Genomic DNA, 24,580 nt, shown 5'->3' on the forward strand with positions numbered 1-24,580 from the left:
CCATGGTGTCCTTCATGTCCGTTACCGGTTTAGCCAGCTGGCGGTAATAACGCTCGCCGTCGTAAGCAATGCAGCCCTCGGCGCCCGCCGTAGCCGACACAAAACGCGGACCCAGGCCCTTCACCCATGCCAGACGCTCGCGGATCTCGTCCTCACTCGCGGCATCCGCCGCACTAAAGAAAGCGAAATCGACGTAGGGCGCAATCTGCTCGTAATACTCGTCGGTGGAGTCGTCCGAAAAGTCAAAAGAAACCGTGACGCCCGCAGCCTTCAACTTGGGCAGCTCGCGCTCGGTAAAGCAATAGTTACCCGAATGAACCACATCGAACTGCTTCATGTACGCAAGGTCAAAGCGATCGAGGACATAGCGCGCATCGCCACGGATACCGCCCTCGTTGGAGCCAAGGAAGACACGGTCACCGTCGACGACGGTCACGCGAGCCGCTCCGTTCTCGCCAATCATCTGCTCGCACTTGTCAAGCTCGATACCCTCGTCCTCGAGGCTTGCAATGACATGCTCGGCAGCGGCGTCATTGCCAAAAATGCCCATGTATGCAGAGCGTGCGGCACCGCATTTCTTGGCATAAACGGCGAAGTTCACCGCGTTGCCGCCAGGATACATGGTGTGGATATGCTCGTAGCGATCGACGACGTTGTCGCCAAATCCGAGCGCGTTAACGTTAAATGCCATGGCCTTTGTCCCTTCTAGTACTCGACAACACCCATATAGCGGCGGAAATCGGGATCGTGATCAAACACCTTGCCGCGTGCGGCACGCAGCTCGCAGTTCATGGCGTAGAACAGCACCGGGTCCAGATAGGCACGGACGCTCGCCGGCACGGCTTCCATACCGTACTCCTTGGCATCGAGCACCATCAGCGTATCGGTATGCGTCTTAAGGAACGCCAGGGCGCGCTCGTCCATAGCACGGCACTCGCTGGAGCCCATCTGCAGGAAGTAAAAAACGCCATCCTGAGTAGCCTCGAAGGGGCCATGGAAGTACTCGGCAGAGTGGATGTAGCTGCAGTGCTGCCACTGCATCTCCATAAGAGAGCAGATAGCGAAACCATAGGTCTGGCTAAAGTTGGGACCGCTGCCCAGAATATAGAAGAACTCGTGCTCCTGGCAAAGCTTGGCAAAGCGATCGCCCAGCTCGGCATTTACCTTCTCGCGTGCCGGGGGAAGAATCTTATCCATCTCGGCGATACCGGCATACATGTCGGCAAGATCGGCGTAGCCCTCCTGCTGATCGAGCAGCTCTGCCGCAAGCGACAGCGAAATGCCAGCGGGGACCTCGGCCTGCGGCACACCCTCGCCCCATGGGTAGACCCACGTGGTCCACTTGCCGGAGTCGATCTTGGATCCAGCGTTGTCGGTCTGGGCGATCACCGTAGCGCCGGCGGCAAGGGCAATCTCGCAGCCCTCGACGACCTCCGGGGTATTGCCACTGTGGCTGCAAGCAATGACCAGGGACTTCTCGCCCAGACGACGCGGACGCATAATGTCGAATTCACGCGCGGTATAGATATACGAAGTGAAGGTGGTTGCCTCGCGCTGCAGAAGCTCGTGAGCCGGGATCAAATCGATCATGGAGCCACCGCAAGCAATCCAGTAGACGCTGTCGAACTTGCCCTTCTCGGCAATTGCCTCTTTGATCAGATCGTGTGCGTTCATATCCAGTTCCTTTCTTGTTTGGGCCGCAATCAATGAGATTGGCTGCGTGGCCGATAGTTGTTTTAGTCAATCAGATATTTCTCGAATGCGGCCATGTTCTTGGCATCAGCCGCCGCCGGGTCATCGTAGTAACGGCCGTCCGTAATTTCCTGGCCCAGCATGCCGTCGAAACCATGGGCGTTGAGTGTGGCAACGAAGGCGTCCATATCGTGCTTGCCATCGCCCCACACCAGATGGCCATACGGGTCACCGTCGATAAAGTGCATCTCGTGAATTGCCCCATCACCAAAGGTGGCAAACCAGTCCTCGAGCGTCTCGCCAGCAACGCCCATCGCGGTTGTATCAACCATGGGCTGTAAATACGGGCTCGCGACCTCGTCAATCATGCGCTTCGCATCGGAAACCGTCGTCACAAGGTTGCTCTCCTCGGGACGCAGGCTTTCCATCGTAAGCACCAGACCGTGCTCGCCGGCATACTCCGCCAGAATGGACAAGTGCTCGCGGCTGCGCTTCCAGGCTTCCTCGCGGTCCTCGTCCCAGTCGCCCCAGCCCGAGTTGACGGACATACGGTCGCACCCAAGTACCTCGGCAAGCTCAATGCCGTGCTTAAAGTACGCCAGGCTGCGCTGTTCATGCAACGGTTTGCGCGCGCAGTACTGCCAAGGATAGACAACATTCTCGGGGCACAGAGTACGATACCTAAGCCCACGGTCTGCAGCTTTTTTCGCCAGGACCTCAGCCTCAAAGTAGCCCGTATGGTCGAGCGTCACATGCGGCTCCGCGCACCACAGCTCAATGGACTCAAAGCCCAAGCGCTGCTGCACATCAAGGAAGTAATCGAGCGACCACATGATGTAGTGGATATTCATGCCTGCAATCTGTTCGCGGCGCAGCGTCGGTTTGGATTCAGGCATCTTATGCCTCCTTATTTCGATCGAACACGATTTGTCCGTCCGACATCGTCATATCAACCGCAAGATCGCGTGCGTCGCGATAATCGAGGTCGAACACATCCCGATCGAGTACGCAGATATCGGCAAGCTTGCCAACCTCAAGCGTACCCAGCTCGTCTTCGCGCATCAGGTCGTACGCGCCCCCGGCAGTCCAAGCGCGCAAAAGCTCGACAAGCGTCAGCACGTTGGCCTCATTCACGGGAAGTCCGTCGGCGAAGAACCCGCCGCACGCGCTGTAGATTGACTCGCCCAAGCTCGGAATCAACAGCGGCAAATCAGTGCCACAGCACACTGTGCATCCGGAATCTTCCATGCCGCGGCGATTCCAGCTGTGCAAAAGTCGCGTCTCGCCAATTTGTCGACGCATCATCGACAGGCAATCCTCGCGCCGGTCCAGCGTCAGAATCTGCGGATAGACCTCGCAAATTCCACCTAACTTGCCAAACTCGACAAGATCGGTCGGGTCAGAGTTCTCGAGATCGGTAATCGCATGGCGGCGAAGCATCCGTCCATGCTCGTCTCGAGGCAGCGAGGCATAGAGCGCCACGGTGCGACGAACGGCGCCATCGCCCTGGCAATGCAAGGAATATCGGAAACCGTCAGCATCAATTGCACGCAGCTCGTTCTCAATCAGATCCCACTCTGGCTCCTCGACGACCGTCTTGCCGGCAGCGCCCGCATCGGCCGTGTCCTCATAGGGGTCAATCATCTCGGCAAGCCCCGCCCATACGCCGCGATCGGTCATACGGTTGAAGCCAGAAAAACGAACGAACGGTCCCCGGAAGCGCTCTCGTGCCTCGCGAGCATATGCCAGATTTGCACCAGCGCCCACCGGCTGCGACATCATAGAGACGCGAACCGTCAGCTCGCCAGATTCCTCACGGCGAGCCATTTCGTCGGCAAAGCCGTAGTAGTCATCAAACGCCATCTCCTTGATGGCGGTAACGCCGCGCTCGTTAAGCATGCTCATGTAGTCCGAATACCCCGCGCGCACCTCGGGCAACGCGAGGAAATCGCTCATCATGCGCCAGATCTCCTCGGCATAGCACGCCTGCGGTGTAAAACCGTATCGCGCACTGGCGGCAGCATTGAGAACGCAGGTCTCCGCGCCCGGTGTAAAGCAGACGACAGGGATATCACCAAAAAACTCGTCAAACACAGCTGCCGTATTTGCGTTCTCGACATCCGATGCCAACGTTTCGGGCAGGTTGTGGCCAAAAGCCGCCGCGCAATCCGGATGATCATCTTTCCATGCACGCAAGAGCGACACGGCCTCTTTGGCATCGGCGACGCCGGACAGATCAGACCCCAACGTCCGCAGTGCCCAGCCCGTATAGAAGGTATGCACATCGATCAGGCCGGGCATGACGGTGCGGTCGCCCAGGTCAACTACCTCGTCCGCCTGGGTCAAATACGAAGCTACCTCGCACTTGGTGCCAACCGCCTCAATTCGATTGCCACGGACCGCTACGAAACCTTCAAACGGCAGGTCCCCCGTACCGGTAAAGACGCTCTTAGACGTCAGGACCGTCAAACGATCAGACATCACAACCACCTACGCCGGAAGCATGCCAGAGATTGCCGTTACGATCAGGCCAAAGACGACCATGAAAATGAAGAACTTCCAAATGGTCTTCCACCATTGACCAAACGAGATCTTTGCCACGGCAAGACCGGCAACCGTCATGCCCGCCACGGGACTGATGGTGTTGATGGTCTGATTAGCAAACTGGAGCGCGGTAACGGCGGCTTCGGGATTGAGGCCCATAAGCTCGGTCAGCGGACCCATGACGGGCATGGTGAGCGCCGCAAGTCCAGAGCTCGAGGGAACCAGCAAAGAGAGCAGGCCAAGGACGATATACATAAACGTGGTGTAGACGGCGGCAGGTGCACCGGCCAGTGCAGTAGCGAGCGCCTGGAGGATGGTGTCGATGATCATGCCACCCTCTGCGATGACCAAGATACCGCGAGCGATGCCGATGACGATAGCGGCATACGCAAAGTCGGCAATGCCTTTAACGAACTCCTCGGCGATCGTCTGCTGGTCAAGGCCGCCCAGGATACCGGCAAGCAAGCCCATACCAAGGAACACGGCGGAAATCTCATTCATGTACCAGCCCTGGGTAACAAGACCCCAGACGATAATGCCCATGCCGCAGGCAAAATCGATAAGCACGAGCTTCTGACGGGTAGTGAACTCTTCCTCGATGGAGGCATCGGTCACGGAAAACTCAACACGCTTGAGCTTATCGTCCTCGTACACAATGGACGACTCGGGATTTTTCTTGACACGCATGGCGTAGCGCATGGCCCATGCGATACCAACGGCAGTGAAGATGACCCAAGAAACGGCGCGCAGCCACAGCTGAGGATTGCCCTCGATACCAATGATGCCTTGGGCGATCAAAACATTAAACGGGTCGATGGTCGAAGCACAATATCCCAGGTTAGGACCAAGGAAGCAGATGATAAACGCCGTCATCGAGTCATACCCGATACCCATCATGATGGGAATGAAGATGGCATAGAACGGCAGGGCTTCCTCAGACATACCAAACGTAGTGCCGCAAATGGACAGCAACGTCATCGTGATGGGAATGATGAGGATGTCCTTGTTCTTGAGCTTTTTAATCACACGGCTCATGCCGGCATTCAAAGCGTTGGTCTTGGTGATGACTGCGAACGATCCGCCAATCAATAAGACGAACGCAACGACGTCGGCAGCCTCCTGGATGCCCTTAGTAGGCGCTTGCAGGACCGCAAAGATATCCTGGCCCAGATTGATGGTCTCGCCGGTCTCGGAATCGGTGTAGTTCTTATCAACCTGTTCATAGGTTCCAGCAACGGCGACTTCACGCTCGCCCGCCGCTGTCGAAATCGTCTTGCGCTGATACTGACCAGAGGGAACGATCCAAGTCAGGACCGCAAAGACAACGATCAGCAAGAACATGATCGTATAGACATGCGGTAATTTGAACTTAAAACGTCTGTTTGTCTTCTTCGCCTTCGTATCTGACATAGATACCTCCAAAGAACTCGAGACTGCATCGCATCTCGCTTCAACGCCTGCGCAAGGCAAACGTTCTATGACGTTCCATAGATTACCAGCAGCTTTTCCCATCATCAAGATAATTTCAAACTGATTGCCGCGACGCGGTTGAACGGTTGCGTTCGCGCCGTGAACGGTATGGAGACGCCCGGTGAGATGATCAACCGGGCGTCTCCATTCGCAATGTCCTAGATGTCAAAGACGTAGCGAGACCCAACGATCCGCTGACGACCGATGATAAACGGCCGCCGCTGCTCATCGAAAAAGAAGGCTTCCATATAAAACAAGGGTTCGCCAACGGGAACTGCCAACAGCCGAGCGACCTCGGGCGACGCGCACGCGATCTCGAGCGTGCACGGGTCGGTAAACGCGGGAGTGCGGCCCGTCCGGTTGCGCACGAACTCAAAAATGGATTGGTTAGATAGAGGTGCCGTTGATAGATAGGCGTTGTCCTCGTAAACATATATGTTGTTCTCGAGCATGACAGGGACGCCATCGGCAGTGCGCACGCGCTCAACGCAAATCAAGTCAGTTCCAACGGGAACACCAAAGAACTGCGCTTCGGTGGAATCCGCCGGCAGTATCTTTCTCGAAATGACACACGCCCCCGGTTCCATTCCGTTAACGCGGCATGCGTTCGAAAAACTCTGAACGTCATCCTTCTGGCGAATCTTGCGCTTGAGCTTGGAGGCATTGACAAACGTGCCTTTCCCCTGTCGCTTCGTTAGATAGCCCTGCTGGACGAGCTCCTCAATAGCGCGTCGCACGGTAACGCGGCCAACTTTATAGCTCTCAGCCAATTCGAATTCGTTGGGTATCCGCGCGCCTGCCTTGTAGGCGCCGGAGTTGATTTCGTTTTTAATGATATCAATGACCTGTTGGTACAGCGGTATCGCTGCTTTACCGTCAGTTGGCCCTTCAGTCGGTGGCATATACCCTCTCCCAGCACAATTAATTCTAAAACGGGCTTAAGGGCATTCAACAAGCCCTTAAGCCCGCATTAGCTTAAAGTATGCTAGGTGTCGCACCAAAATGTTGGCTATTTACTCATCAGACCCGAAAAACGCGCAACTACCGCGCTCCTAAGAAAGCGTGAGCAGCTCCGGCAGCTGGTCGATAATCTTGTCCGCGGCATCCTGGCTAAAGCCAAAGCGTTCCTCGCGCTTGGCAATGACTGTCAGGCCGGCTCGCTTGCCAGCGGTGATGCCAGGCACCGAATCCTCAACGCAGCAGCAGCGATTCGCGGGCAGTCCCAGCAGGTCCAGCGCATGCAGGTAGATGTCGGGCTCGGGCTTGCTCTCCTTAAACTGCTCGCCGCTCACCACATACTCAAAGGCATCCGACAGCCCGCACGCATTGAGCACTTCCTCGATGCTAACCATGGGAGACGAGCTGGCAAGCGCCACGCGAACGCCGCGGCGCGGCAGCTCTCGAATCGTATCCACGGCGCCTGGGTTAATCAAAGCCTGATAGTCGCGCGGACGCTTATGAGCCCATTCGTCCCAACGGGCCAACGCTTCCTCGCCAGTGAAATGCCCCTTACCGGCACGCTCAAACCAATCGACCAGCATATGCAGGAAGAACTGATGCGAGGTACCGACCTGCCCATTCAACTCCTCTTGAGTCAGGTTAAGCCCAAGCTCCTTGGCAAACGCGGCAGTCTCGCCCAGGTAGTAATACTCGGTATCGACAATGACGCCGTCCATGTCAAAGATAACGGCATCGAACGGAAATGCGGACACGGCACCCTCCCTAACAAAAGGACGCCCGCGAGCAGGCGCCCGAACCATGCATTAATCGGCGATTCTAACCCAGCAGCTTATCCAGCGCCACCGCAATACCATCTTCGTTGTTATTGGCGGTCACCATCTGGGCCACAGCCTTAACCTCATCGACGGCGTTGCCCATGGCAACGCCGGTGCCGGCCCACTCAATCATGGACTTGTCGTTCTGGCCGTCGCCAAACGATACGACCTCGCTGGCATCGATGCCGAGCTTGGGCAGGGCACCCTCGAGCGCGCAGGCCTTGTCGATACCGGGCGCCGTGTACTCAAAGTACCAGTCGGCCGTAAACATGCCCGAAAGCGTCTGCTTAAAGGGCGCATACATCTCCTCGTAATGCGCCTGCAGGTATGCCGGGTCGCCCGCAGTGAGTAGCTTGTCCACGGGATAAGCATCAGCGACCTCATGCAGGCTCTCCACCTCGCGAATCTTAAGATCGCACGCGTCGCGCTCATACTTGACGATATTCTTCTGCGAGCCGTCAGGCAGCGTGATCATGCAATGGTACGAGTCCTCGACATGCAAATCACGACCGAGCGAAATCATAGGGATCACGTCAAAATTACGCAGGTGATCAATCAGGCGATGCAATTCGTCGGCAGGCATAGCCTGATCGAACAGCACCTCGTCGGTCTGAGCGTCGACCACATGCGCGCCGTTAAAGGCCACCAGCAGACCGTCATGGTTTTGAAGGTCGAGCTCCTGCGCCAAGGCGTGCAGCCCCCATGCGGGACGACCCGAAGCCAAGATGAGCTTAATGCCCGATTCCTGCGCCGCGAGCAGCTTCTCGCGCGTACGCGAGCTAATCACTTTCTGGTCGTTGGTGAGCGTACCGTCGATATCCATCGCGATGGCTTTGATTGCCATATGTGCCTCCTTGCATCGTTTTTATCGCGCACTATCTTATCCGAGCCGGGGCACGTTCGCACAGCGCGCGTATGACGGTTGCAAAACCACCCCATTTGAAACAAAGGCAAAAAAGTACTTGCAAAGACGCGTTCCGACATATAAGTTGATAAAAGACCGCCGTTGCGGTTTTAAGTAGATCGAGCATATGAAGTTTGAGTTTTAGCGTGTAAGAGAAGGAAGATCGGCAAAGTACAACCCCAAACGCAATGACAACTTAATGAGGTAACTGCCACATGTGAGGCACCCAAGGCATTGCTGTCTCGATTTTGAGCACGATGCCTTCCGCCTTGCATGGGCCGTTCCATCCCGCCCCTGCAGCAACTGCCTCATGGGCTCATTGAAAACCGCATAGCACCCAAACGTCAGCACATCACCCACGGCAAGCACATCACTCACGACAACCAACACATCAACAAACAGCACGAACATCAACCGATTGGAGAAGCTATGACAAACCACCACGCTGAAGACGGCGATAAGAAAAGCATTCTGGATGCCCGCATTGAGCGAGCATATGCAAACGAATATGACGCCGCCTTTGCCGCCGCGACCATCAAGAACTACGCGTCGCTACCGCTCGCGACGATCTTGGCCGACCACCCTCAACTGCTGAAGCGCTGCACAAAGATCATGGGCGACCCCGATATTCGCAAGCTGACAGACCCCTATGCCCCAAAACGCGACAACGATTCGTGCGTTCTTACCGTAGGCTGCCTAGCCCATATGCTTACGGCGCTCGACACGAAACTCAAGCTCGAATGGGAACCCGACGAGCGTCATGAACTCGAAAGCAAGCGGAACACCCTGCGCACCGCACTGTTCCTTCCGTTGGACGGCCTCAAGCGCTGCAACGTCGAGCTCAATACACAGGCGCGGCAAAAGCCCGGGACCACGGGGCAGAAAACTCCAAGACCCCATGCGGCCATCGTCGACCGCAACCGATATAACCGCATGACTGCGCACTTTTCCGCCGAGGGAGCAGCCATAAGGACGCTGATCGACCTGCTGTGCCTCCTGAGCATCAACGAGCTATTTGAGGGCTATCTCGCCCTTGTTCCCGCGACGGCACCCAAGTCGGTAGCAAAGATCATCGAGACCTGCAGACGCCAGTTTGAGCGCCATCGCAATGGCAGCGAGATGAGCGCCAGCATCGCGCAGTACTACGCGGCTCATTACAAAAATGACGGATGTGCCCCTGTCGAGCATCAGCTGCGGCTCGCCTACACCACGCCCGCCGCAACGCTCCATCGCTTTGGAGCCTTTGGTGCTTGCGAGCCGCACGAACAGGCAGCCTGTCCCACAACCGAGCTCGATCTCAGGCTCGGACGAGCCCTGTAGCCCGCCAGCCCCTCCGCGGGCAACAATCCTATTCCACAACACAACCAACAGAAGGGAGTCCTCATGGACACCAATCATTCCCCCATCATCAGTCCCCTCACCATGCGTGAATCCGCCCGAGGTATCACGCTCACCAGCATTTACGATGAGATGCTCGCCCGTCGCGAACTCTCCGTCATGGGAAACATCGAAACCCCGATGGCCCACGACCTATGCCAGCAGATCCGCCTGCTCGATGCCACCGACCCCAGCCGCCCCATCACCATATTTGTCGCCAGCGCCGGCGGAAGCGTGCGATCGGGCCTTGCGATCTATGACGCCATACGCCTCGCATCGTGCCCCATCCGCACCGTCTGCCTGGAATTCGCCGCGTCCATGGGTGCCGTGATCTTTATGGGCGGCGACAATCGCCGTATGGCGCCCCATGCAGAGCTCATGATTCACGACCCGCTGATCCCCCAGGGGGCAGGCGGCTCGGCACTTGCGCTGCAGGAAACCAGCCGGCGTCTCATGCAGACCCGCAAGACCCTCACGCAAATCCTCTCGGACCGCAGCGGCCTCACGCCCAAGCGCATCCAGTCCCTCACCGCAAAAGACACCTACCTTTCGGCCGAGCGCGCCGTCGAGCTCGGCTTTGCCCACGAAATCCTCTCGACCACCAAGGAGGTCGCCCATGTCTAACCTCGCCAGCCGCCTCGCCGCATCTGAGTCCGCATCGTCCACCATCCTCGCCAAGGATCGAACGCTTTCCTGCGACACCCGCCAAACGGGACTCAACAACAATGCACTTGTGATCGGCCCCTCGGGAGCCGGCAAGACCCGAAACGTCCTCAAGCCCAACCTGCTGCAAATGAACGCAAGCTACATCGTGCTCGACACCAAAGGTACGCTCTGTCGCGAAGTGGGACCCGTGCTGGCAGCCCACGGCTACCGCGTGCAATGTCTCAACTTCGCCGACCTCAACACCGTCCCGGCCCTTGCGCCCGGCATCGAGCGCTGCGGCTACAACCCCCTGAGGCACATTCGCCGCAAGGCGGACGGCAGGCCCAACCAGCAGGACATCCTCTCGGTGGCAAAGGCCATCTGCCCCATCGAGGACAACAACCAGCCTTTTTGGGATCATGCGGCGGCAAACCTGCTGTCGTGTCTTATCGCCTACGTCACCGAACAGCTACCCACCGACGAGCAGACAATCAGCTCGGTCATCAAGCTGATCGAGCACCTGCAGGACGGTGCCACGGCCCGATTGTTTGACGATCTGATCACGACCGACCCCCAAAGCTATGCCCTCTCGCTATGGCGGCGCTACGCCATTACGCAAAATGCCGAGCGCATGCACGCGAGCATCGTCGGCATCCTTGCCGAAAAGGTCATGTGTCTGGGGTTCGACGGTGCGGCACAGCTCTATCGTGAGTGCCATCAGGTGGACTTCGCTTCCATGGGACACACCCCCTGCGCCCTGTTTGTAACCGTGAGCGATATTGACCGCAATCTCGATCCGCTGACCGGCCTCTTTATTTCGCAGGCGTTTATGGGCCTCATTCGCGAGGCCGATAGGCAGCCCGACGGCAGCCTGCCCGTGCCCGTGCGCTTTATGCTCGATGACTTCGCAAATCTGCAGATCCCCCAGATCGACAACGTGCTCTCGATTATCCGAAGCCGCAACATCTGGGCAACGCTGCTGCTGCAGTCGACCAACCAGCTCGATGCGCTCTATGGCGAGGCACGCGCACGCTCCATCATGGGCAACTGCGACACGCATCTGGTGCTGGCGTTCCAGGATCCCGAGAGTGCCCGGGTGTTTTCCGACCGCGCCGACGCGCTGCCCAGCACGCTCATGGCGACGCCAATCGATCGCTCGTGGCTCTTTGTACGCGGTCGCACTCCCGAACAGGTCGAGCGCTTTAGGCTCGAAGACCATCCGCTCTACGGGGAGCTGCCCGAGGCGCAGCGAGGCCATGCGGAGGCCGAGATCTAGGCGCAGGGTTCTCGCAGCGCGCGGCGCCCCGGCAATGTTCCACAAAGGCCGTGCGCCCCGGGACCACGGCAAAGCAAAGGGGCCCGCATCCGATAGGATACGGGCCCCTGGCTATAAGGCGCGATGCGTTAACAGCAGCGACTACTTGCGATGCGCGCGGTAGAACTCGATGAGCGCCTGGGTCGAAGCGTCCTGCTCGGCCTTGGCGGCGTCGTCGTGGAAGGCCGGGGTAATCTGCTTGGCAAGCTGCTTGCCCAGCTCGACGCCCCACTGGTCGTAGGAGTCGATGCCCCAGACCGTGCCCTCGACAAACGTGATGTGCTCGTACAGGGCGATGAGCTCGCCGAGCGCAAACGGGGTCAGCGTGTCGCCGAAGATCGAGGTCGTCGGGCGGTTGCCCTCAAAGCAACGGGCCGGGACGATCTGCTCGGGCGTGCCCTCGGCACGAACCTCGTCGGCCGTCTTGCCAAAGGCGAGCGCCTTGGTCTGGGCCAGGAAGTTGCCCAGGAACAGCTCGTGCACGTCCTGGCCGCTATCGGTCGCAGGGTTGGCGGTATTGGCGAAGGCGATGAAATCGGCCGGGACCACCACAGTGCCCTGGTGCAGCAGCTGGTAGAAGGCATGCTGGCCGTTGCTGCCGGGCTCGCCCCAGAAGATCTCACCGGTGTCGGAGGTCACGGCGCTGCCGTCCCAGCGGACATGCTTGCCGTTGGACTCCATGGTGAGCTGCTGCAGGTAGGCCGGGAAACGGTGCAGGTACTGGCAATACGGAAGCACGGCATGGCTCTTGGAACCGAAGAAGTTGACGTACCAGACGTTGAGCAGGCCCATCAGCGCGACGGCGTTGTTCTCGAGCGGCGTGTTGCAGAAGTACTCGTCGATGGCATGGAAGCCCTCAAGGAACTGCTGGAAGCGCTCGGGGCCGAGCACGACAATCAGCGACAGGCCCACGGCGGAGTCGACGGAGTAGCGGCCGCCGACCCAATTCCAGAAACCAAAAGCGTTAGCGGGGTCGATGCCGAAGGCCTCGACCTTCTCGAGTGCGGTGGAAACGGCGACGAAGTGCTTTGCCACGGCCTCGGCGTTCTGCTCATCGGAGCCATCGATGGCGCCCTGAGCCTTGAGCTGCTCGAGCATCCAGGTCTTGACCTCGCGGGCGTTGGTGAGGGTCTCGAGCGTGGTGAAGGTCTTGGAGACGATGATCACGAGCGTGGTCTCGGGATCCAGACCCTTGAGCTTCTCGGCCTGGTCGTTGGGATCGATGTTGGAGATATAGCGGCAGTCGATACCGGCGTCGGCGTAGGGACGCAGGGCCTCGTAGGCCATGACCGGGCCCAGGTCGGAGCCACCGATGCCGATGGACACCAGGTGCTCGATCTTTTTGCCGGTAACACCCTTCCACTCACCGGAGCGCACGCGCTCGGCGAAGGCATACATGCGGTCGAGGACCTCGTGCACGTCGGCGACGACATCCTGGCCGTCAACGATGAGCTGGCCCTTCTCGCTTGCCGGGCGGCGCAGCGCGGTGTGCAGGACGGCGCGGTCCTCGGTGGTGTTGATGTGCTCGCCGGAGAACATGGCGTCGCGGCGCTCCTCGAGCTTCACCTCGCGGGCAAGATCGCACAGCAGCTTGACGGTCTCATCGGTCACAAGGTTCTTGGACAGATCGAAGTGCAGGTCACCAGCGTCAAAGCTCAGCTTGTTCACGCGCTCGGCATCGGCGGCGAACCAGGCCTTGAGGTCGATACCTTCGGCCTCGAGCTTCTCCTGATGAGCCTCGAGCGCCTTCCAAGCGGCAGTCGACGTAGCATCGATAGGTGCGGCAACAGTTGCCATAAAGTCCTCCTCAGCATACGGGCGCACGTCTCCATGCGCCCGGACATTCAGATGCCACTATTCTAGCGCAGGTCAAGACTACAATCAGCGAGCGTTGCCAATCCGCCCTCAAACGGCGACCGACCAAAAAGGGACAGGTTTTGACGATGTCCGCACAAGCGGGTATTATCGAACATGTATTCGATAAGAACATGTGTTTGATGGGAGGACGCGTGGGGCACGAGCGTCACACCTATGTCTGCATCGACCTTAAGACGTTCTACGCTAGCGTCGAGTGCGTTGACCGCGGGCTCAACCCGCTCACCACCAACCTGGTCGTTGCCGACGAATCGCGCGGGCGCACGACCATCTGTCTCGCCATCACACAGGCCATGAAGGACCTGGGGATACACAATCGCTGCCGTCTGTTCGAAATTCCCGACGGCATCGACTACATCAAGGCCATACCGCGCATGCAGCACTACATGGAGGTGTCGGCGCAAATTTACGGTATCTATCTGGAATACGTGAGTCCGCAAGACGTGCACGTCTACTCCATCGACGAATGCTTTATCGACGTGACACCCTATCTGGACCTCTATCACACCGACGCTGAAGGCTTCGCCTGCATGTTGCGCGACGAGGTCCTGGCGCGCACCGGCATCACGGCAACGGTTGGCATCGGCCCCAACCTATTCCAGGCCAAGGTGGCACTCGACATTACCGCCAAGCACGTACCCAGCCGCATCGGCAAACTCGACGACGAGACCTTTCGCAAGGAGATCTGGCCCCATCGCCCCATCACCGACATCTGGGGCATTGGGCCCGGCGTGGCAGCACGACTCGAAAAATACGGCGTCTACGATCTGATGGGCGTCGCGGCGCTCGACGAAAACCTGCTCTACGACGAGCTCGGCGTCAATGCCGAGTATCTTATCGACCACGCCTTTGGGCGCGAGCCGACAACTATCGCCGATATTCAGGCCTATCGCCCGCAGGCAACCTCAACAACCACGGGGCAAGTGCTATCGAAGGGTTATGCCTATGAGCAAGCCTACACCGTGTTGCGCGAGATGGTCGACAACGCTGTGCTGGACTTAGTCGATAAGCACGTGGTGTGCAACAGCATCTCGCTCTTTGTAGGCTACGCGAGCGAGCGCGCCGACATACGCCGCCTCGACGCCAGCGGCACAGCGCAATATGTAGACGGATGCGGGCATTTGCGTTCGAGCACGTCGAGCATCGAACCCGCCGCAACCGCCGGCCCCAAGCTCGCACCCCGCGCGCCCAAGCCCGTCCAGCGCGATGACGAACGCCGACGTTTGGTGCGAGAGGCACAGGCGATTGACGGCATCTTTGTGGGCGAACGCGGCGGCAAGCCGCGTGGTGGCTATGCCGCGCTCTTTGCGCACTCCAACGCCTCGCGCAAGCTGCCCGAGCGCACCAATTCGTTTAAGAAGATCATGGGCTATTTCGATGAGCTCTGGGCGCAGACTGTCGATCCCAAACGACCGGTCAAGCGCATCAACCTGGGATTTGGCAATCTGGTGCCCGAGGAATTTGCCACTATCGACCTGTTCAGCGATGTTAAGGCCGATGAGCGCGAGCGCGACCTGGCGCGCGCCGTCCTGGCCGTGAAGGGCAAGTACGGCAAGAACGCGCTCGTCAAGGGATTAAGCTTCACCGCCGGCGCCACCGCACGCGAACGCAACGATCAGGTAGGAGGACATCGTGCCTAAGTCCCAACAACAGCCGATGCGGCCACCGACGCCTTTTGAACGCCTAGCGGACCCCGAGGGAAGACGTCGATCCGCCGACCCCAAGCTCACCGCCAACGGCGCCGTCCGCGCCGGCCGTGCCGCACAGTTTATGCCCTTTGCCGCCCTCACGGGATACTACGAGCTCGTGCGCAAACAAGAGATCACTGTTGAGCCCAAATGCGAACTCACGGAAGAAAAAGCCCTCGAGCTTTCGAAAAAGCTCGAGGGCCTCAAACGCGGCGACCTGGTGCGCGTCACCTATTACGATATGTACGGCTATCGTAGCCGCACGGGCATTCTCGACGAAGTGTTACCCGCATTCAAGCTGCTCAAACTCAGGGATATCGCCATCGACTTCGACGATATCAAAAACATCGAGCTGCGCGGACGCGCCTAGCGACAAGAACGCTTGCGCAAGACGAGGGCAATGCCAAGCACCGCGGCAGCTGCAACCAGCAATCCCAAGACCAGCGTGAGGGTCGAGTCGCCAGCGTGAGGCAGCGAGCCGTCCTTCGGAGTCTTCTTAGTGGCCGTCGTGACGGTGGTCGTGGTGCTGCTCGACTGGTCGTTGCCGCCCGTCTGGCTGCCACCAGGCTGATCGCCGCCACCCGGCTGCGAAGGATTGGTGGGTTTCGTCGGATCCGGAGTACCGGGATCAATCGGATTCTCCGAATTCTCCTTGCGCTGGATCCAAACCTGGCAGCCATAGAACGGGTTGGCGGTACCAAGGCACAGACCCTGGTTGGTCACCGCAAAGGTGCGCAGACCATGGTTATACGGATCGTTAAAGCCATTGGTCGTCAGCGTCGTAAAGTTCACGCCGTCCTCGGTCACATACATATCAAAGCCGCGCTCGGCATCGCGCAGGTAGTACATGCACGTAAGCACGCTCTGCAGCTTCTTGAGGTTCTCCTCGCTCAGCAGCTTATCGAGCGCATCCTGAATATCGCCCGGCAGCTCGGTGCCATAGGCATCCTCGTACTGCTGCTTCAGGCTCTCATAGCTATCGAGCATGTCCTGATACTGGTCGGCAAAGGACTTGAAGTACGCGATCTCGCCATCGATCTTCTGGACATAAGCGGCGTCGTCCTCAAAGTCCTGGGACATCGTCGAGGCCTGATCGCAAAGATCGCCCGTGGCATCCTCCAGCGCATCGCTTAGATCGCCAAAGCCCTTAGCAACCTCGGTCTTCTCGTCATCGACATCGACGGCCTCGTTTGAATCATCAACCTCGGCAGCTTCGTTCGAATCATCGACCTCGACGGCCTCGTTTGAATCATCGTCCGCAAGCGTGTTCACGGGAACGATGGGGTCGTCAGGCGATTTCTTGTCGAGCAGGTGATCGAGCAGGTCCCTAAGGCGCTGAACCTGAGAGTCCCACTCCTCGGGCGTCATATCGATAATGTCGCCATTGGAGAACTGGCCGATCGGCTCAAGCAGGCTCGCGGTATCAAAGGTACCGATATACAGCTTGCCGTCGAACTTCTGCATGCGCCAAATGTACTGGTTCTCGTTTCGGCCAAAGCCCGAAGTCAGGCCGGAAATGCCGCCCTCGGGGAACATGTCGGTGCGATCGCCAACGACGAGCTCCATGTTCTCGTCCTTGTCCATGCGATAGATGTTAACCGACTGCTCAAGATTGGCATTCACAAACGAGCAGTCAACGCCGCCCATGCTGCTCTTGCCGCCCTCTTCGGTGTTGGATTTGTTGAACAGGATGCGCTCGAGGGCAATCTCCTCGTCGTTGTATTCACCGATATAGAGGTAGTCGTTGTAGACGATGAGGTTGGCAGCGCCAGAACGGGTACGGGCAGGATCGATGCCAAAGCAGTACTTTGCACGGCACTTTGGATCGGTCGCATCCTTATCGCCAACAATGGGAGTCCACGAATAGCTGCCGTCGGCGTTCTTGTCGCCACGAACCATGGCAAACGACTGCATGGAATTATCATCGGGAGCGTTCTCGGGCGTACCGGTGCAGATGGTCGCATAGAGATGGCCATTGTACGAAACCATATCCCAAATGGCGCCACCGTAGATGCTGTCCTGATAGCGAATCGCCGGATAGCCAAACAGCGTCTTCGAGTTAGCAATCTCGGTGAAGCTAGCCTGGCCCTTCGAAGGGTCAGATGACGTCAGGATTGTCGCCACAAACTCATTGCCCGCTTTACCCACATTGCTGATGACGAGCTGGCCATCATGGACGCACATGCCGCGGATACCGGTTGAGATGCCCTGCTTGTAGGCATCGCGGTAATCGTCCACGCTCGAAAGGCCCTGATAGACAACTTTCCACTCATCCGTCTTAGGATCGATCTCGTATACAGAAGGCAGACCGCTTTTGCCGCCATTGGTCCTGACGCTGCCGCAGAAATAGAGCTTACCCTTATAGCTCACGGCATTGCGGAACAAAGGACCGACGCCGTTGAGCGATTCAGAGAGCAGCAGCTTGGTCTCACCGGTCTTGGTATTGATCTTAACCAAGATGCCGCCGCTGTCCTTGTCGGCCGTGCCGTCCTCCTTCTGCTGTCCATAGAAGAACGTGCCGTTAAACATGGCTCCAGCGTCAGGCGCATGGTCTCGGCATCAAAGGAATCGCCCAGCGTGCTGTCCATGAGCGTAAGCGTGTTGCCCATCGCCGCATAGCAGGTGCCCACATAAAGCCAGTCACCATAGCTCGCAGCCGCCCAAGTGTAGCTCTGGCCGCGATCGCCTTCGTTGTTGGCCGTATTACCATCGGCACCCGGAACGGCAACGGCACCGTTACCCTGGTAGTCGACGATGCCATCCGGCTGCGACGTTCCTACCGTAGGATGCGAGAGCTTCTCAAAGGAATACCCATTTCCCGCATTGTAGGTAACGGCACCCGAAGCGTCTTCGGCGTGCGCCGGCAGCGGCGATACCAAGATAGCGGCAAGCGCTGCCACCAAGCCAAGTGTTCTCACTCGTCTCATAAAGCTATAGCCTCCCCTGACCTTAAGCCCAGTTTTAGCATTTCTCATCTCTGTCCACGTTTAATTGCGATCTGGGCGCAGCAATAATCAGCGTATAAATATACACCTGTAATTTTTTGGACGGGTTAATAGATGCTCGATTGGTGGCGAATTCCGCGCAAACCGTCACCAAACTCCACTTTCGCCGCATCTAAAGATTATTTTTTGCGCAAATTTTTGGATACCGATAGTCACAATGGGCAGGAGGCTGGTACCCACCGGAGAGGGCAACGCCTACATTTTCATAACGTAATAGCCCGCGCCCCTCACCGCCGTCTCGAGTGCGTCGCGATCAACCGGGCGCTTCGAGCGTACGCGTGCCGTGTGGTCCGCATACGTCACCGTAGCCCACACGCCATCAAGCGTATTGAGGGCATTGGCTACGTTCTGAGCGCAGCCGTCACAGCTCATGCCGCCGATGAGCAGCTCGTCGCTATAGGGATAGTGCGATGCATCGGTATCCACCACAACAACCTTTTTGACCCTCTTGCCGCTCGCGCCATCGCTGCAACAACTCTTCCCGTGTGTCGAAGCGGCAATGCGACGCAGTCCAAAAAACATGCCGACGGCAATGACAGCCAGCACGATGAGATTCGCAGGGTTGAGCAAGTCACTCATGCGTTCCCCTTTCAAGTAGCACTATCTAGATACCCCCATGGGGTGTCTCCATCTTAACCCAAAATCATGTCCGTTCGGTCAATTAGTTTCCCTATTCAAACTTTTTAGTTGACCAAGGCTTACTTTCGTGTATAAGTTTTCCTAGGCTAACAGTTTAGATCCGTAAGGAGCGTCGTGACTCGAACCATAGACATCCCAACGTTTCAGGCGGCAGTCGTGCGCAACTGCTCCCCCACGCTCGCGGGCATCAAACCGGCATCGCTCTTTACCTATCCAGGAGTTTATGCCGATCAAGACGGCTCAAGCGTAACTGCGGCGATCGAGGATCGCCGAGCACGCCTGCTCAACGTTATCGCCCGGTGCAATCACGAGCTTAATCCGTTCGGTATCCATCTGAGCGTTTTGGTCTGGCGCCCCTGCGGGGCGCTCGTATACGCATATCGGCCCAATAGCCTCGCCACTTACCTTGCTGACCCGCGCGCCAAAACGGCACTCGCCAAGAAGGGCTACGACACCGGCAACCTCTCGGCATGTCTTGTGCACCTGGCATCACGCATCACGCTCGCGAGCAATAACGCCGCGGAATGCGCCTGCGGCCAGACTCGATGCGCACTGGATCAGCAAGTCTGCTGCAACAACGACTGCGCCTGCGAATTTCCACACGAGATTGGCTACTTCCTGGGGTACCCCTGCGACGACGTATACGAGTTCATCGCCCAGCGTGGCGAGAACTACAAGATCTTTGGAGCCTGGAAGGTCTATACGAATGTCGAGCAGGCACTTGCGACGTTTGATGCGTACCGTGCCTGCACCCAACACCTCACCTTTATCTATCAGCAGGGCTGCAGCTTGGCGCACCTTGCCCAGGCGACCCGATAGAACGTACAAACCGCGGCCGCACGCCGCACAACCGAAAGGACTCAACATGAGCAAGATCGCCGTCGTCTATTGGAGCGGCACGGGCAACACCGAGGCCATGGCAAACCTCGTTGCCGAGGGCACCACGTCCGCGGGCGCCGAGGCCGAAGTCATCCCCTGCGCCGACTTCTCTGCCGGCAGGGCCGCCGACTATGATGCCTTCGCCTTCGGTTGCCCCGCCATGGGCTCCGAGGAGCTTGAATACGATGAGTTCCAACCGATGTGGGACGAAGTCAAGGAGACCCTCGGCGACAAGAAGGTCGTCCTCTTTGGCTCTTATTCGTGGGCCGAAGGCGAATGGATGGACAATTGGAAGGCGGACGCCGATGAGGCAGGCGTCAACGTGGTCGACTCCGTCATCTGTTACGACGCCCCCGACGATGAGGGCGAGGCGGCCTGCCGCGCCCTTGGAGCCGAGCTCGCCTAGCGGCAATGAGCTCCGCCCGTAACGCGCTCTGCGCCAAAACACATTCGTGTCCCAACAAAAACGGGAGCCGGATCACATCCAGCTCCCGTTTTCTGCTATGTCAGTCATATAAAGCAGCTATGAGATATTGCCCAAAAACGCCTTGGTGCGCTCGCTCTTAGGATGGTCGAAGACCTCGCTCGGCGTGCCATCCTCCACGATAACGCCGCCGTCCATAAAGACGACGCGGTCGGCGACGTCGCGGGCAAAGCCCATCTCGTGCGTCACCACGATCATGGTCATACCGTCATGCGCAAGATCGCGCATGACGCCCAATACATCGCGGACAAGCTCAGGATCGAGCGCCGACGTGGCCTCGTCAAAGAGCATCACGTGCGGATTCATCGACAGGGCGCGGGCGATGGCCACGCGCTGCTGCTGACCGCCCGAAAGCTGACTCGGCATAAAATCGATGCGCTCGGCCAGGCCGACCTTGGTCAGCTCCTCGATGGCAATCTTCTCGGCCTCTTCCTTGCTGCGCTTGAGCACCTTTTGCTGCGCAAGCATGACGTTCTTTTTGACCGACAGGTGCGGGAACAGGTTGAACTGCTGAAACACCATGCCCAAGTGCGTACGCACCTTATTGAGGTCAACGCCCTTGGCGCACACATCCACGCCCTCGACGACAATCGAACCACTCGTGGGCTCCTCAAGACGGTTAATGCAGCGAAGCATCGTCGACTTGCCCGAACCCGAAGGGCCCAGGACTACGACGACCTCACCCTTGCGCACATCTAGATCGATGTCGCGCAGGACCACGTTATCGCCAAAGGCCTTCTGGAGATTCTTGATGCTGACGACGACCTCGTTCGAGTTATTGGTTTCGCTCATAATAGAACCTCCTTACAGACCAGCGATATGGTCGGCGGGCGTTGCGACGACCTGTCCGGCGCTCTTGGTGGGACGCTTCTTTTTGGTTTCGGCCGTACCCAGCAGCCTCGCCTCAAGACCGCTCACCAAGCGCGCAAGCGGCAGGGTAATGACCAGATAGAACAGGGCGGCAACCACATACGGCGTAATGGAGCCCGTCGTGGCCACGATGGTGCGGGCGTTCATGACGATCTCGACCACGCCCACGGCCGCGAGCAGCGACGTATCCTTGTAAAGCAGGATGAACTCGCTGGTCAACGTAGGCAGGACATTGCGGAACGTCTGCGGAATCATGACGTAGAGCAGCGTCTGGAGGGCGTTCATGCCCAGCGAGCGAGCAGCCTCATTCTGGCCCTTGGGGATCGACTGAATGCCGGCACGGAAGATCTCGCACAGGTACGCAGACGAGTTCATGGCCATGACAATAACGCCCAAGACGTAGTCGTCCACCTTGACGCCGGCAAGCGGCAGGCCAAAGAATGCAATGTAGATCTGCAGGAACGCCGGCGTACCGCGGATGATATTCACATAGATGCCGGCAAGACAACGCAGGATACGCGACTTGGAGATACGCATGAGCGACAGGGCAAAGCCAAAGGGGATCGCCAGCGGAAACGCCACAAGCACGATCGAGAGCGACATAAGGAAGCCCTTAAAGACGATCGGCAGGCTCTGGACCAAAATCACCGGGTTCAGGAACAGGCGAAGGAACATGTTGGAATTCCATGCCTCGACCCACGGCTGTTCCTTAAGGTCGGCCAGGAAGTTATCGAACGCCGTCACGCCCTTAATCTCGACGGAAGGAATCTTGGAAATCTTCTTGGTCGAACCGTCGGCGAGCGTATAGGTTCCGCTAAAGGCCTCATCGCCGCCCTCGACGGGAAACGTCACGCCGTAAACCTCGACACGGAAAAAGCCGCCGGCAGGCGCCGTCTCGCCAAAGTCAATCTTGAGCGTCTGGCCGTCAGCCTTGCACGTGGGCTTCATGGGCGTACGATCCATGAGGTCCTCGCCCGAGAGCATCGTCAATCGCGTGTCATCGATACCAAACGTTGTGCCGTCGACAAACGTCAGAGAAAGACCGCTCAGCTCCTCGTCGGCATCGGCCTGAACTTCCCAGGTAATGCGCGTCTCGGTGCCGCCGACCACAGCGCTGCCCGAACCGGTGTTGGGTCGGGCGGTAATCTTTGCGGTCTCAAGCGCCTGGGCGGTCGAAGGCGCGGCTGTCCCCGCGCACAACAAAGCGAGCGCCACAGCTAGGGCGCAGGCTAGTTTTTGGAGCATCGAGGGCAGCGGAAAACGCCGACCCATGGCCCCTTCGTTCAATCGAGACAAGGTGGCTCCTATCGTAGAAGTTGCCGGCAAAACGAGACGGAAACGCTCTCCGTCGAGAGAAGCGCAAAGGCCCTCTCCGCAAAACGGAAAGGGCCTACGCGCAATCAAGCATCTATTTACTTGATGTTGTACTTAGCCATGAGGGCGTCAACGGTACCGTCGTCAGTCAGGTCCTTGATGGCCTGGTTGATGTCGTCCTTGAGCTTGGTGTTGCCCTGGTTGATGGCGATGGCGTACTCCTCGCCGGTGCTGATCTGCTTGATGGTCTGGCAGGTGTTGAACTGCTCGGCGGTCAGCTGGCTGGCAACGGAGCGGTTGGTGACTACGGCGTCGTCCTTATCGGACTGCAGGGCGCTGAAGCACTCGGTGGCGTCCTTGTAGGGGACAATCTTGGCCTTGGGGAAGTTTTCCTGGGCAAAGGCCTCGGCGGTCGAGCCAGACTGGACGATGATGGTAGCGTCGGCGTTGTTGAGCTTCTCGCTGAAGTTGTCGGCCGTGATGTCGGTGTTATCGACCTTGGTCACGATAGCCTGATCGTCCATGTAGTAGGAATCGGAGAAAGTAACTTCCTTCTCACGCTCGGGCGTGTCGGTGATAGCCGCGATGGAGACGTCATATTTGGCGCCCGAAGCGACGCCCGGAACCAGCGTGTCAAAGTCATTGTTGACATACTCGACATCCAGGCCCAGCTTGTCGCCGATAGCCTTGATGAGCTCAAGGTCAAAGCCCTGATAATCGCCGTTGTCATCCTTGTACTCAAACGGAGCGTACTCGGCAGAGGTGCCGACGGTCAGCGTACCGTCCTTGACGAGCGCGTACTCCTTGGAACCGTCGACCTTCTCGACCTTAGCGTCGTCAGAGCTGCTGGAACTGGCATCAGAACCAGAGGTGGCGTTGGACGAGCCGCAGCCCGTCAGAGCGAGGGCGAGCGCCATAGCACCCGTGGCGGCAAATGCGCCAAGCTTCTTCAGCTTCATAATCAGTCTCCTTCCAAAGACCCCACGTGATTCAGGGGTCTGCAAAAACTGAGGGTTATTATGCACCCGCTTGGAAGAATCCGCAATTAGAAAACTGATTGAAACAAACCCATAACGTGAATGGAGCACTCCACTTTATGACAGTCATCACTGCTGCAATGACCTTAACAATTTGATTTCAGCCGCATAACCTGCAAGTTCGTTCGGTGTCTCCAAAATGAATGGCAATGCGCGCAAGCGGCCATTCGATACAATATTCTGCATAACCTGCATACCGCCGCCAAACTCTTCACTACCCAGGTAGCCCTTGCCGATACACTCGTGGCGATCCTTATGGGCGCCGCAGGGATTCTTGGAGTCATTGATATGCACGGCGCGCAGGCGTTCGATACCCACCACACGATCGAACTCGTCGAGCACACCGTCAAGATCGTGGACGATGTCATAGCCGGCGTCATTCACATGGCAGGTGTCCAGGCAAACGCCCAACTTGGCCGACAGCTCGGGGCGCTTGTCGGCAACGCCCTCGATGATGAGCGCCAGCTCCTCAAAGCTGCGGCCCACCTCGGTGCCCTTGCCGGCCATGGTCTCGAGCAGCACCGTCGTCTGCTGCCCCTCAAACATCACCTGGCACAGGGTGTCGACGATCATCTGAATGCCGGCGTCGGAGCCCTGCCCCACATGCGCACCGGGATGGAAGTTGTAGTAGTTGCCGGGCAGCGCCTCCATGCGCCGCAGGTCCTCTGCCATGGCCTCCAGGGCAAACTCGCGCGCCCGCTCTTTGGCTGAGCAGGGGTTATAGGTATACGGGGCATGAGCCACGAGTGGGCCAAAATCATTTTGCGCCATAAGCTCGCGCAGGGCGGCCACGTCATCCATGTCAAGATCTTTCGCCTTGCCGCCGCGCGGGTTGCGCGTAAAGAATGCAAAGGTATTGGCGCCAATTGACAACGCCGTCTCTCCCATCGCCCGATAGCCCTTCGTCGTGGATAGATGACACCCGATCGTCAGCATCCCCAGCTCCCCCTCATCAGTTGCGGTGAAATAGTTCCTGTCGATGCCTTATTCGGGGGTGCGGACAGAAAGTTGGACCGCGGGGCGGTCCGGACTGGAGGTTCGCATGTACAGCAGGGAGAAGGTCGAGC

The 24,580-nt window shown here is 58.2% G+C and carries 22 protein-coding genes; 7 read left to right on the plus strand and 15 right to left on the minus strand.

What is annotated here, in order from left to right:
• The 8 genes from AB5767_RS09005 to AB5767_RS09040 form a co-directional block, all read right to left on the minus strand.
• Nucleotides 1-691 (minus strand): PfkB family carbohydrate kinase (locus tag AB5767_RS09005; RefSeq protein WP_368153319.1); only part of this gene is annotated, 691 nt, incomplete at its 3' end.
• 14 nt (nucleotides 692-705) lie between these two features.
• The gene (locus AB5767_RS09010; protein ID WP_022094440.1) at nucleotides 706-1,674 is read right to left on the minus strand and encodes an SIS domain-containing protein; all 969 of its coding nucleotides are present in this window, start codon (nucleotides 1,672-1,674) and stop codon (nucleotides 706-708) included.
• A gap of 62 nt (nucleotides 1,675-1,736) precedes the next feature.
• Nucleotides 1,737-2,588 carry a sugar phosphate isomerase/epimerase family protein gene (locus tag AB5767_RS09015; protein WP_368131372.1) on the minus strand — a complete coding sequence of 284 codons (852 nt, stop codon included), beginning with the start codon at nucleotides 2,586-2,588 and terminating at the stop codon, nucleotides 1,737-1,739.
• A gap of 1 nt (nucleotide 2,589) precedes the next feature.
• Nucleotides 2,590-4,173 carry an amidohydrolase gene (locus AB5767_RS09020; protein WP_368131371.1) on the minus strand — a complete coding sequence of 528 codons (1,584 nt, stop codon included), beginning with the start codon at nucleotides 4,171-4,173 and terminating at the stop codon, nucleotides 2,590-2,592.
• A gap of 9 nt (nucleotides 4,174-4,182) precedes the next feature.
• On the minus strand, nucleotides 4,183-5,646 hold the full coding sequence (locus AB5767_RS09025; protein ID WP_118081841.1) for a YfcC family protein: 1,464 nt from the start codon (nucleotides 5,644-5,646) through the stop codon (nucleotides 4,183-4,185).
• A gap of 218 nt (nucleotides 5,647-5,864) precedes the next feature.
• Nucleotides 5,865-6,608: a GntR family transcriptional regulator gene (locus tag AB5767_RS09030; protein ID WP_368131370.1), complete on the minus strand. Its 744-nt coding sequence runs from the start codon at nucleotides 6,606-6,608 to the stop codon at nucleotides 5,865-5,867.
• A 150-nt stretch (nucleotides 6,609-6,758) separates the two neighbouring features.
• The gene (locus tag AB5767_RS09035; protein WP_308196326.1) at nucleotides 6,759-7,418 is read right to left on the minus strand and encodes an HAD family hydrolase; all 660 of its coding nucleotides are present in this window, start codon (nucleotides 7,416-7,418) and stop codon (nucleotides 6,759-6,761) included.
• Nucleotides 7,419-7,482: 64 nt separating this feature from the next.
• On the minus strand, nucleotides 7,483-8,325 hold the full coding sequence (locus tag AB5767_RS09040) for a Cof-type HAD-IIB family hydrolase (RefSeq protein WP_368131369.1): 843 nt from the start codon (nucleotides 8,323-8,325) through the stop codon (nucleotides 7,483-7,485).
• A 489-nt stretch (nucleotides 8,326-8,814) separates the two neighbouring features.
• Between AB5767_RS09040 and AB5767_RS09045 the strand changes: the two genes are divergently transcribed.
• From AB5767_RS09045 to AB5767_RS09055, 3 genes are all read left to right on the plus strand, one after another.
• Complete coding sequence (locus tag AB5767_RS09045; RefSeq protein ID WP_368131368.1) at nucleotides 8,815-9,705, plus strand: hypothetical protein; 891 nt, start codon at nucleotides 8,815-8,817, stop codon at nucleotides 9,703-9,705.
• Between the two features lie 63 nt (nucleotides 9,706-9,768).
• The gene (locus AB5767_RS09050; protein WP_368131367.1) at nucleotides 9,769-10,386 is read left to right on the plus strand and encodes an ATP-dependent Clp protease proteolytic subunit; all 618 of its coding nucleotides are present in this window, start codon (nucleotides 9,769-9,771) and stop codon (nucleotides 10,384-10,386) included.
• A complete protein-coding gene (locus tag AB5767_RS09055; protein ID WP_368131366.1) occupies nucleotides 10,379-11,683 on the plus strand; it encodes a VirD4-like conjugal transfer protein, CD1115 family in 1,305 nt (434 codons plus the stop codon). Before AB5767_RS09050 ends, AB5767_RS09055 begins: the two co-directional genes overlap by 8 nt.
• Before the next feature lie 141 nt (nucleotides 11,684-11,824).
• On the opposite strand, the gene pgi is transcribed toward AB5767_RS09055, so the two are convergent.
• A complete protein-coding gene (pgi, locus tag AB5767_RS09060; protein WP_368131365.1) occupies nucleotides 11,825-13,519 on the minus strand; it encodes a glucose-6-phosphate isomerase in 1,695 nt (564 codons plus the stop codon).
• A gap of 146 nt (nucleotides 13,520-13,665) precedes the next feature.
• Here pgi and AB5767_RS09065 point away from each other — a divergent pair, with 146 nt between their 5' ends.
• The gene (locus AB5767_RS09065; RefSeq protein WP_368131364.1) at nucleotides 13,666-15,237 is read left to right on the plus strand and encodes a Y-family DNA polymerase; all 1,572 of its coding nucleotides are present in this window, start codon (nucleotides 13,666-13,668) and stop codon (nucleotides 15,235-15,237) included.
• Nucleotides 15,230-15,655 carry a hypothetical protein gene (locus AB5767_RS09070; protein WP_233543067.1) on the plus strand — a complete coding sequence of 142 codons (426 nt, stop codon included), beginning with the start codon at nucleotides 15,230-15,232 and terminating at the stop codon, nucleotides 15,653-15,655. The genes AB5767_RS09065 and AB5767_RS09070 overlap by 8 nt, the downstream gene beginning before the upstream one ends.
• Here AB5767_RS09070 and AB5767_RS09075 read toward each other — a convergent pair.
• The gene (locus AB5767_RS09075; protein ID WP_368131363.1) at nucleotides 15,652-17,814 is read right to left on the minus strand and encodes a hypothetical protein; all 2,163 of its coding nucleotides are present in this window, start codon (nucleotides 17,812-17,814) and stop codon (nucleotides 15,652-15,654) included. The two genes, AB5767_RS09070 and AB5767_RS09075, sit on opposite strands and share 4 nt — an antisense overlap.
• 671 nt (nucleotides 17,815-18,485) lie before the next feature.
• The gene (locus tag AB5767_RS09080; RefSeq protein WP_368131362.1) at nucleotides 18,486-18,869 is read right to left on the minus strand and encodes a heavy-metal-associated domain-containing protein; all 384 of its coding nucleotides are present in this window, start codon (nucleotides 18,867-18,869) and stop codon (nucleotides 18,486-18,488) included.
• 174 nt (nucleotides 18,870-19,043) lie between these two features.
• Between AB5767_RS09080 and AB5767_RS09085 the strand changes: the two genes are divergently transcribed.
• Complete coding sequence (locus AB5767_RS09085; protein ID WP_368131361.1) at nucleotides 19,044-19,748, plus strand: DUF3793 family protein; 705 nt, start codon at nucleotides 19,044-19,046, stop codon at nucleotides 19,746-19,748.
• Nucleotides 19,749-19,794: 46 nt separating this feature from the next.
• Entirely contained in the window at nucleotides 19,795-20,214 is a 420-nt protein-coding gene (locus AB5767_RS09090; protein ID WP_368131360.1) for a flavodoxin, read from the plus strand.
• A gap of 117 nt (nucleotides 20,215-20,331) precedes the next feature.
• Here AB5767_RS09090 and AB5767_RS09095 read toward each other — a convergent pair whose 3' ends face one another.
• The 4 genes from AB5767_RS09095 to AB5767_RS09110 form a co-directional block, all read right to left on the minus strand.
• Nucleotides 20,332-21,084, minus strand: a complete 753-nt coding sequence (locus tag AB5767_RS09095; RefSeq protein ID WP_368131359.1) for an amino acid ABC transporter ATP-binding protein — start codon at nucleotides 21,082-21,084, stop codon at nucleotides 20,332-20,334.
• Between the two features lie 12 nt (nucleotides 21,085-21,096).
• Nucleotides 21,097-22,458 carry an ABC transporter permease subunit gene (locus AB5767_RS09100; protein WP_368131358.1) on the minus strand — a complete coding sequence of 454 codons (1,362 nt, stop codon included), beginning with the start codon at nucleotides 22,456-22,458 and terminating at the stop codon, nucleotides 21,097-21,099.
• Between the two features lie 116 nt (nucleotides 22,459-22,574).
• A complete protein-coding gene (locus AB5767_RS09105) occupies nucleotides 22,575-23,435 on the minus strand; it encodes an ABC transporter substrate-binding protein (protein WP_368131357.1) in 861 nt (286 codons plus the stop codon).
• Between the two features lie 147 nt (nucleotides 23,436-23,582).
• Nucleotides 23,583-24,449: a deoxyribonuclease IV gene (locus AB5767_RS09110; protein WP_006234384.1), complete on the minus strand. Its 867-nt coding sequence runs from the start codon at nucleotides 24,447-24,449 to the stop codon at nucleotides 23,583-23,585.
• Between the last annotated feature and the right edge of the window lie 131 nt (nucleotides 24,450-24,580).

Source organism: Collinsella aerofaciens (assembly GCF_040926265.1).
In the GTDB taxonomy this organism is placed as follows: domain Bacteria; phylum Actinomycetota; class Coriobacteriia; order Coriobacteriales; family Coriobacteriaceae; genus Collinsella; species Collinsella aerofaciens_BB.

What these genes read in the sequence shown, in the direction of transcription:
- AB5767_RS09010 (WP_022094440.1), bottom strand. Translation starts at nt 1,674, where the DNA reads ATGAACGCACACGATCTGATCAAAGAGGCAATTGCCGAGAAGGGCAAG.
- AB5767_RS09015 (WP_368131372.1), bottom strand. Translation starts at nt 2,588, where the DNA reads ATGCCTGAATCCAAACCGACGCTGCGCCGCGAACAGATTGCAGGCATG.
- AB5767_RS09020 (WP_368131371.1), bottom strand. Translation starts at nt 4,173, where the DNA reads ATGTCTGATCGTTTGACGGTCCTGACGTCTAAGAGCGTCTTTACCGGT.
- AB5767_RS09025 (WP_118081841.1), bottom strand. Translation starts at nt 5,646, where the DNA reads ATGTCAGATACGAAGGCGAAGAAGACAAACAGACGTTTTAAGTTCAAA.
- AB5767_RS09030 (WP_368131370.1), bottom strand. Translation starts at nt 6,608, where the DNA reads ATGCCACCGACTGAAGGGCCAACTGACGGTAAAGCAGCGATACCGCTG.
- AB5767_RS09040 (WP_368131369.1), bottom strand. Translation starts at nt 8,325, where the DNA reads ATGGCAATCAAAGCCATCGCGATGGATATCGACGGTACGCTCACCAAC.
- AB5767_RS09045 (WP_368131368.1), top strand. Translation starts at nt 8,815, where the DNA reads ATGACAAACCACCACGCTGAAGACGGCGATAAGAAAAGCATTCTGGAT.
- AB5767_RS09050 (WP_368131367.1), top strand. Translation starts at nt 9,769, where the DNA reads ATGGACACCAATCATTCCCCCATCATCAGTCCCCTCACCATGCGTGAA.
- AB5767_RS09055 (WP_368131366.1), top strand. Translation starts at nt 10,379, where the DNA reads ATGTCTAACCTCGCCAGCCGCCTCGCCGCATCTGAGTCCGCATCGTCC.
- pgi (WP_368131365.1), bottom strand. Translation starts at nt 13,519, where the DNA reads ATGGCAACTGTTGCCGCACCTATCGATGCTACGTCGACTGCCGCTTGG.
- AB5767_RS09065 (WP_368131364.1), top strand. Translation starts at nt 13,666, where the DNA reads ATGTCCGCACAAGCGGGTATTATCGAACATGTATTCGATAAGAACATG.
- AB5767_RS09075 (WP_368131363.1), bottom strand. Translation starts at nt 17,814, where the DNA reads ATGTTTAACGGCACGTTCTTCTATGGACAGCAGAAGGAGGACGGCACG.
- AB5767_RS09080 (WP_368131362.1), bottom strand. Translation starts at nt 18,869, where the DNA reads ATGAGTGACTTGCTCAACCCTGCGAATCTCATCGTGCTGGCTGTCATT.
- AB5767_RS09090 (WP_368131360.1), top strand. Translation starts at nt 19,795, where the DNA reads ATGAGCAAGATCGCCGTCGTCTATTGGAGCGGCACGGGCAACACCGAG.
- AB5767_RS09095 (WP_368131359.1), bottom strand. Translation starts at nt 21,084, where the DNA reads ATGAGCGAAACCAATAACTCGAACGAGGTCGTCGTCAGCATCAAGAAT.
- AB5767_RS09105 (WP_368131357.1), bottom strand. Translation starts at nt 23,435, where the DNA reads ATGAAGCTGAAGAAGCTTGGCGCATTTGCCGCCACGGGTGCTATGGCG.
- AB5767_RS09110 (WP_006234384.1), bottom strand. Translation starts at nt 24,449, where the DNA reads ATGCTGACGATCGGGTGTCATCTATCCACGACGAAGGGCTATCGGGCG.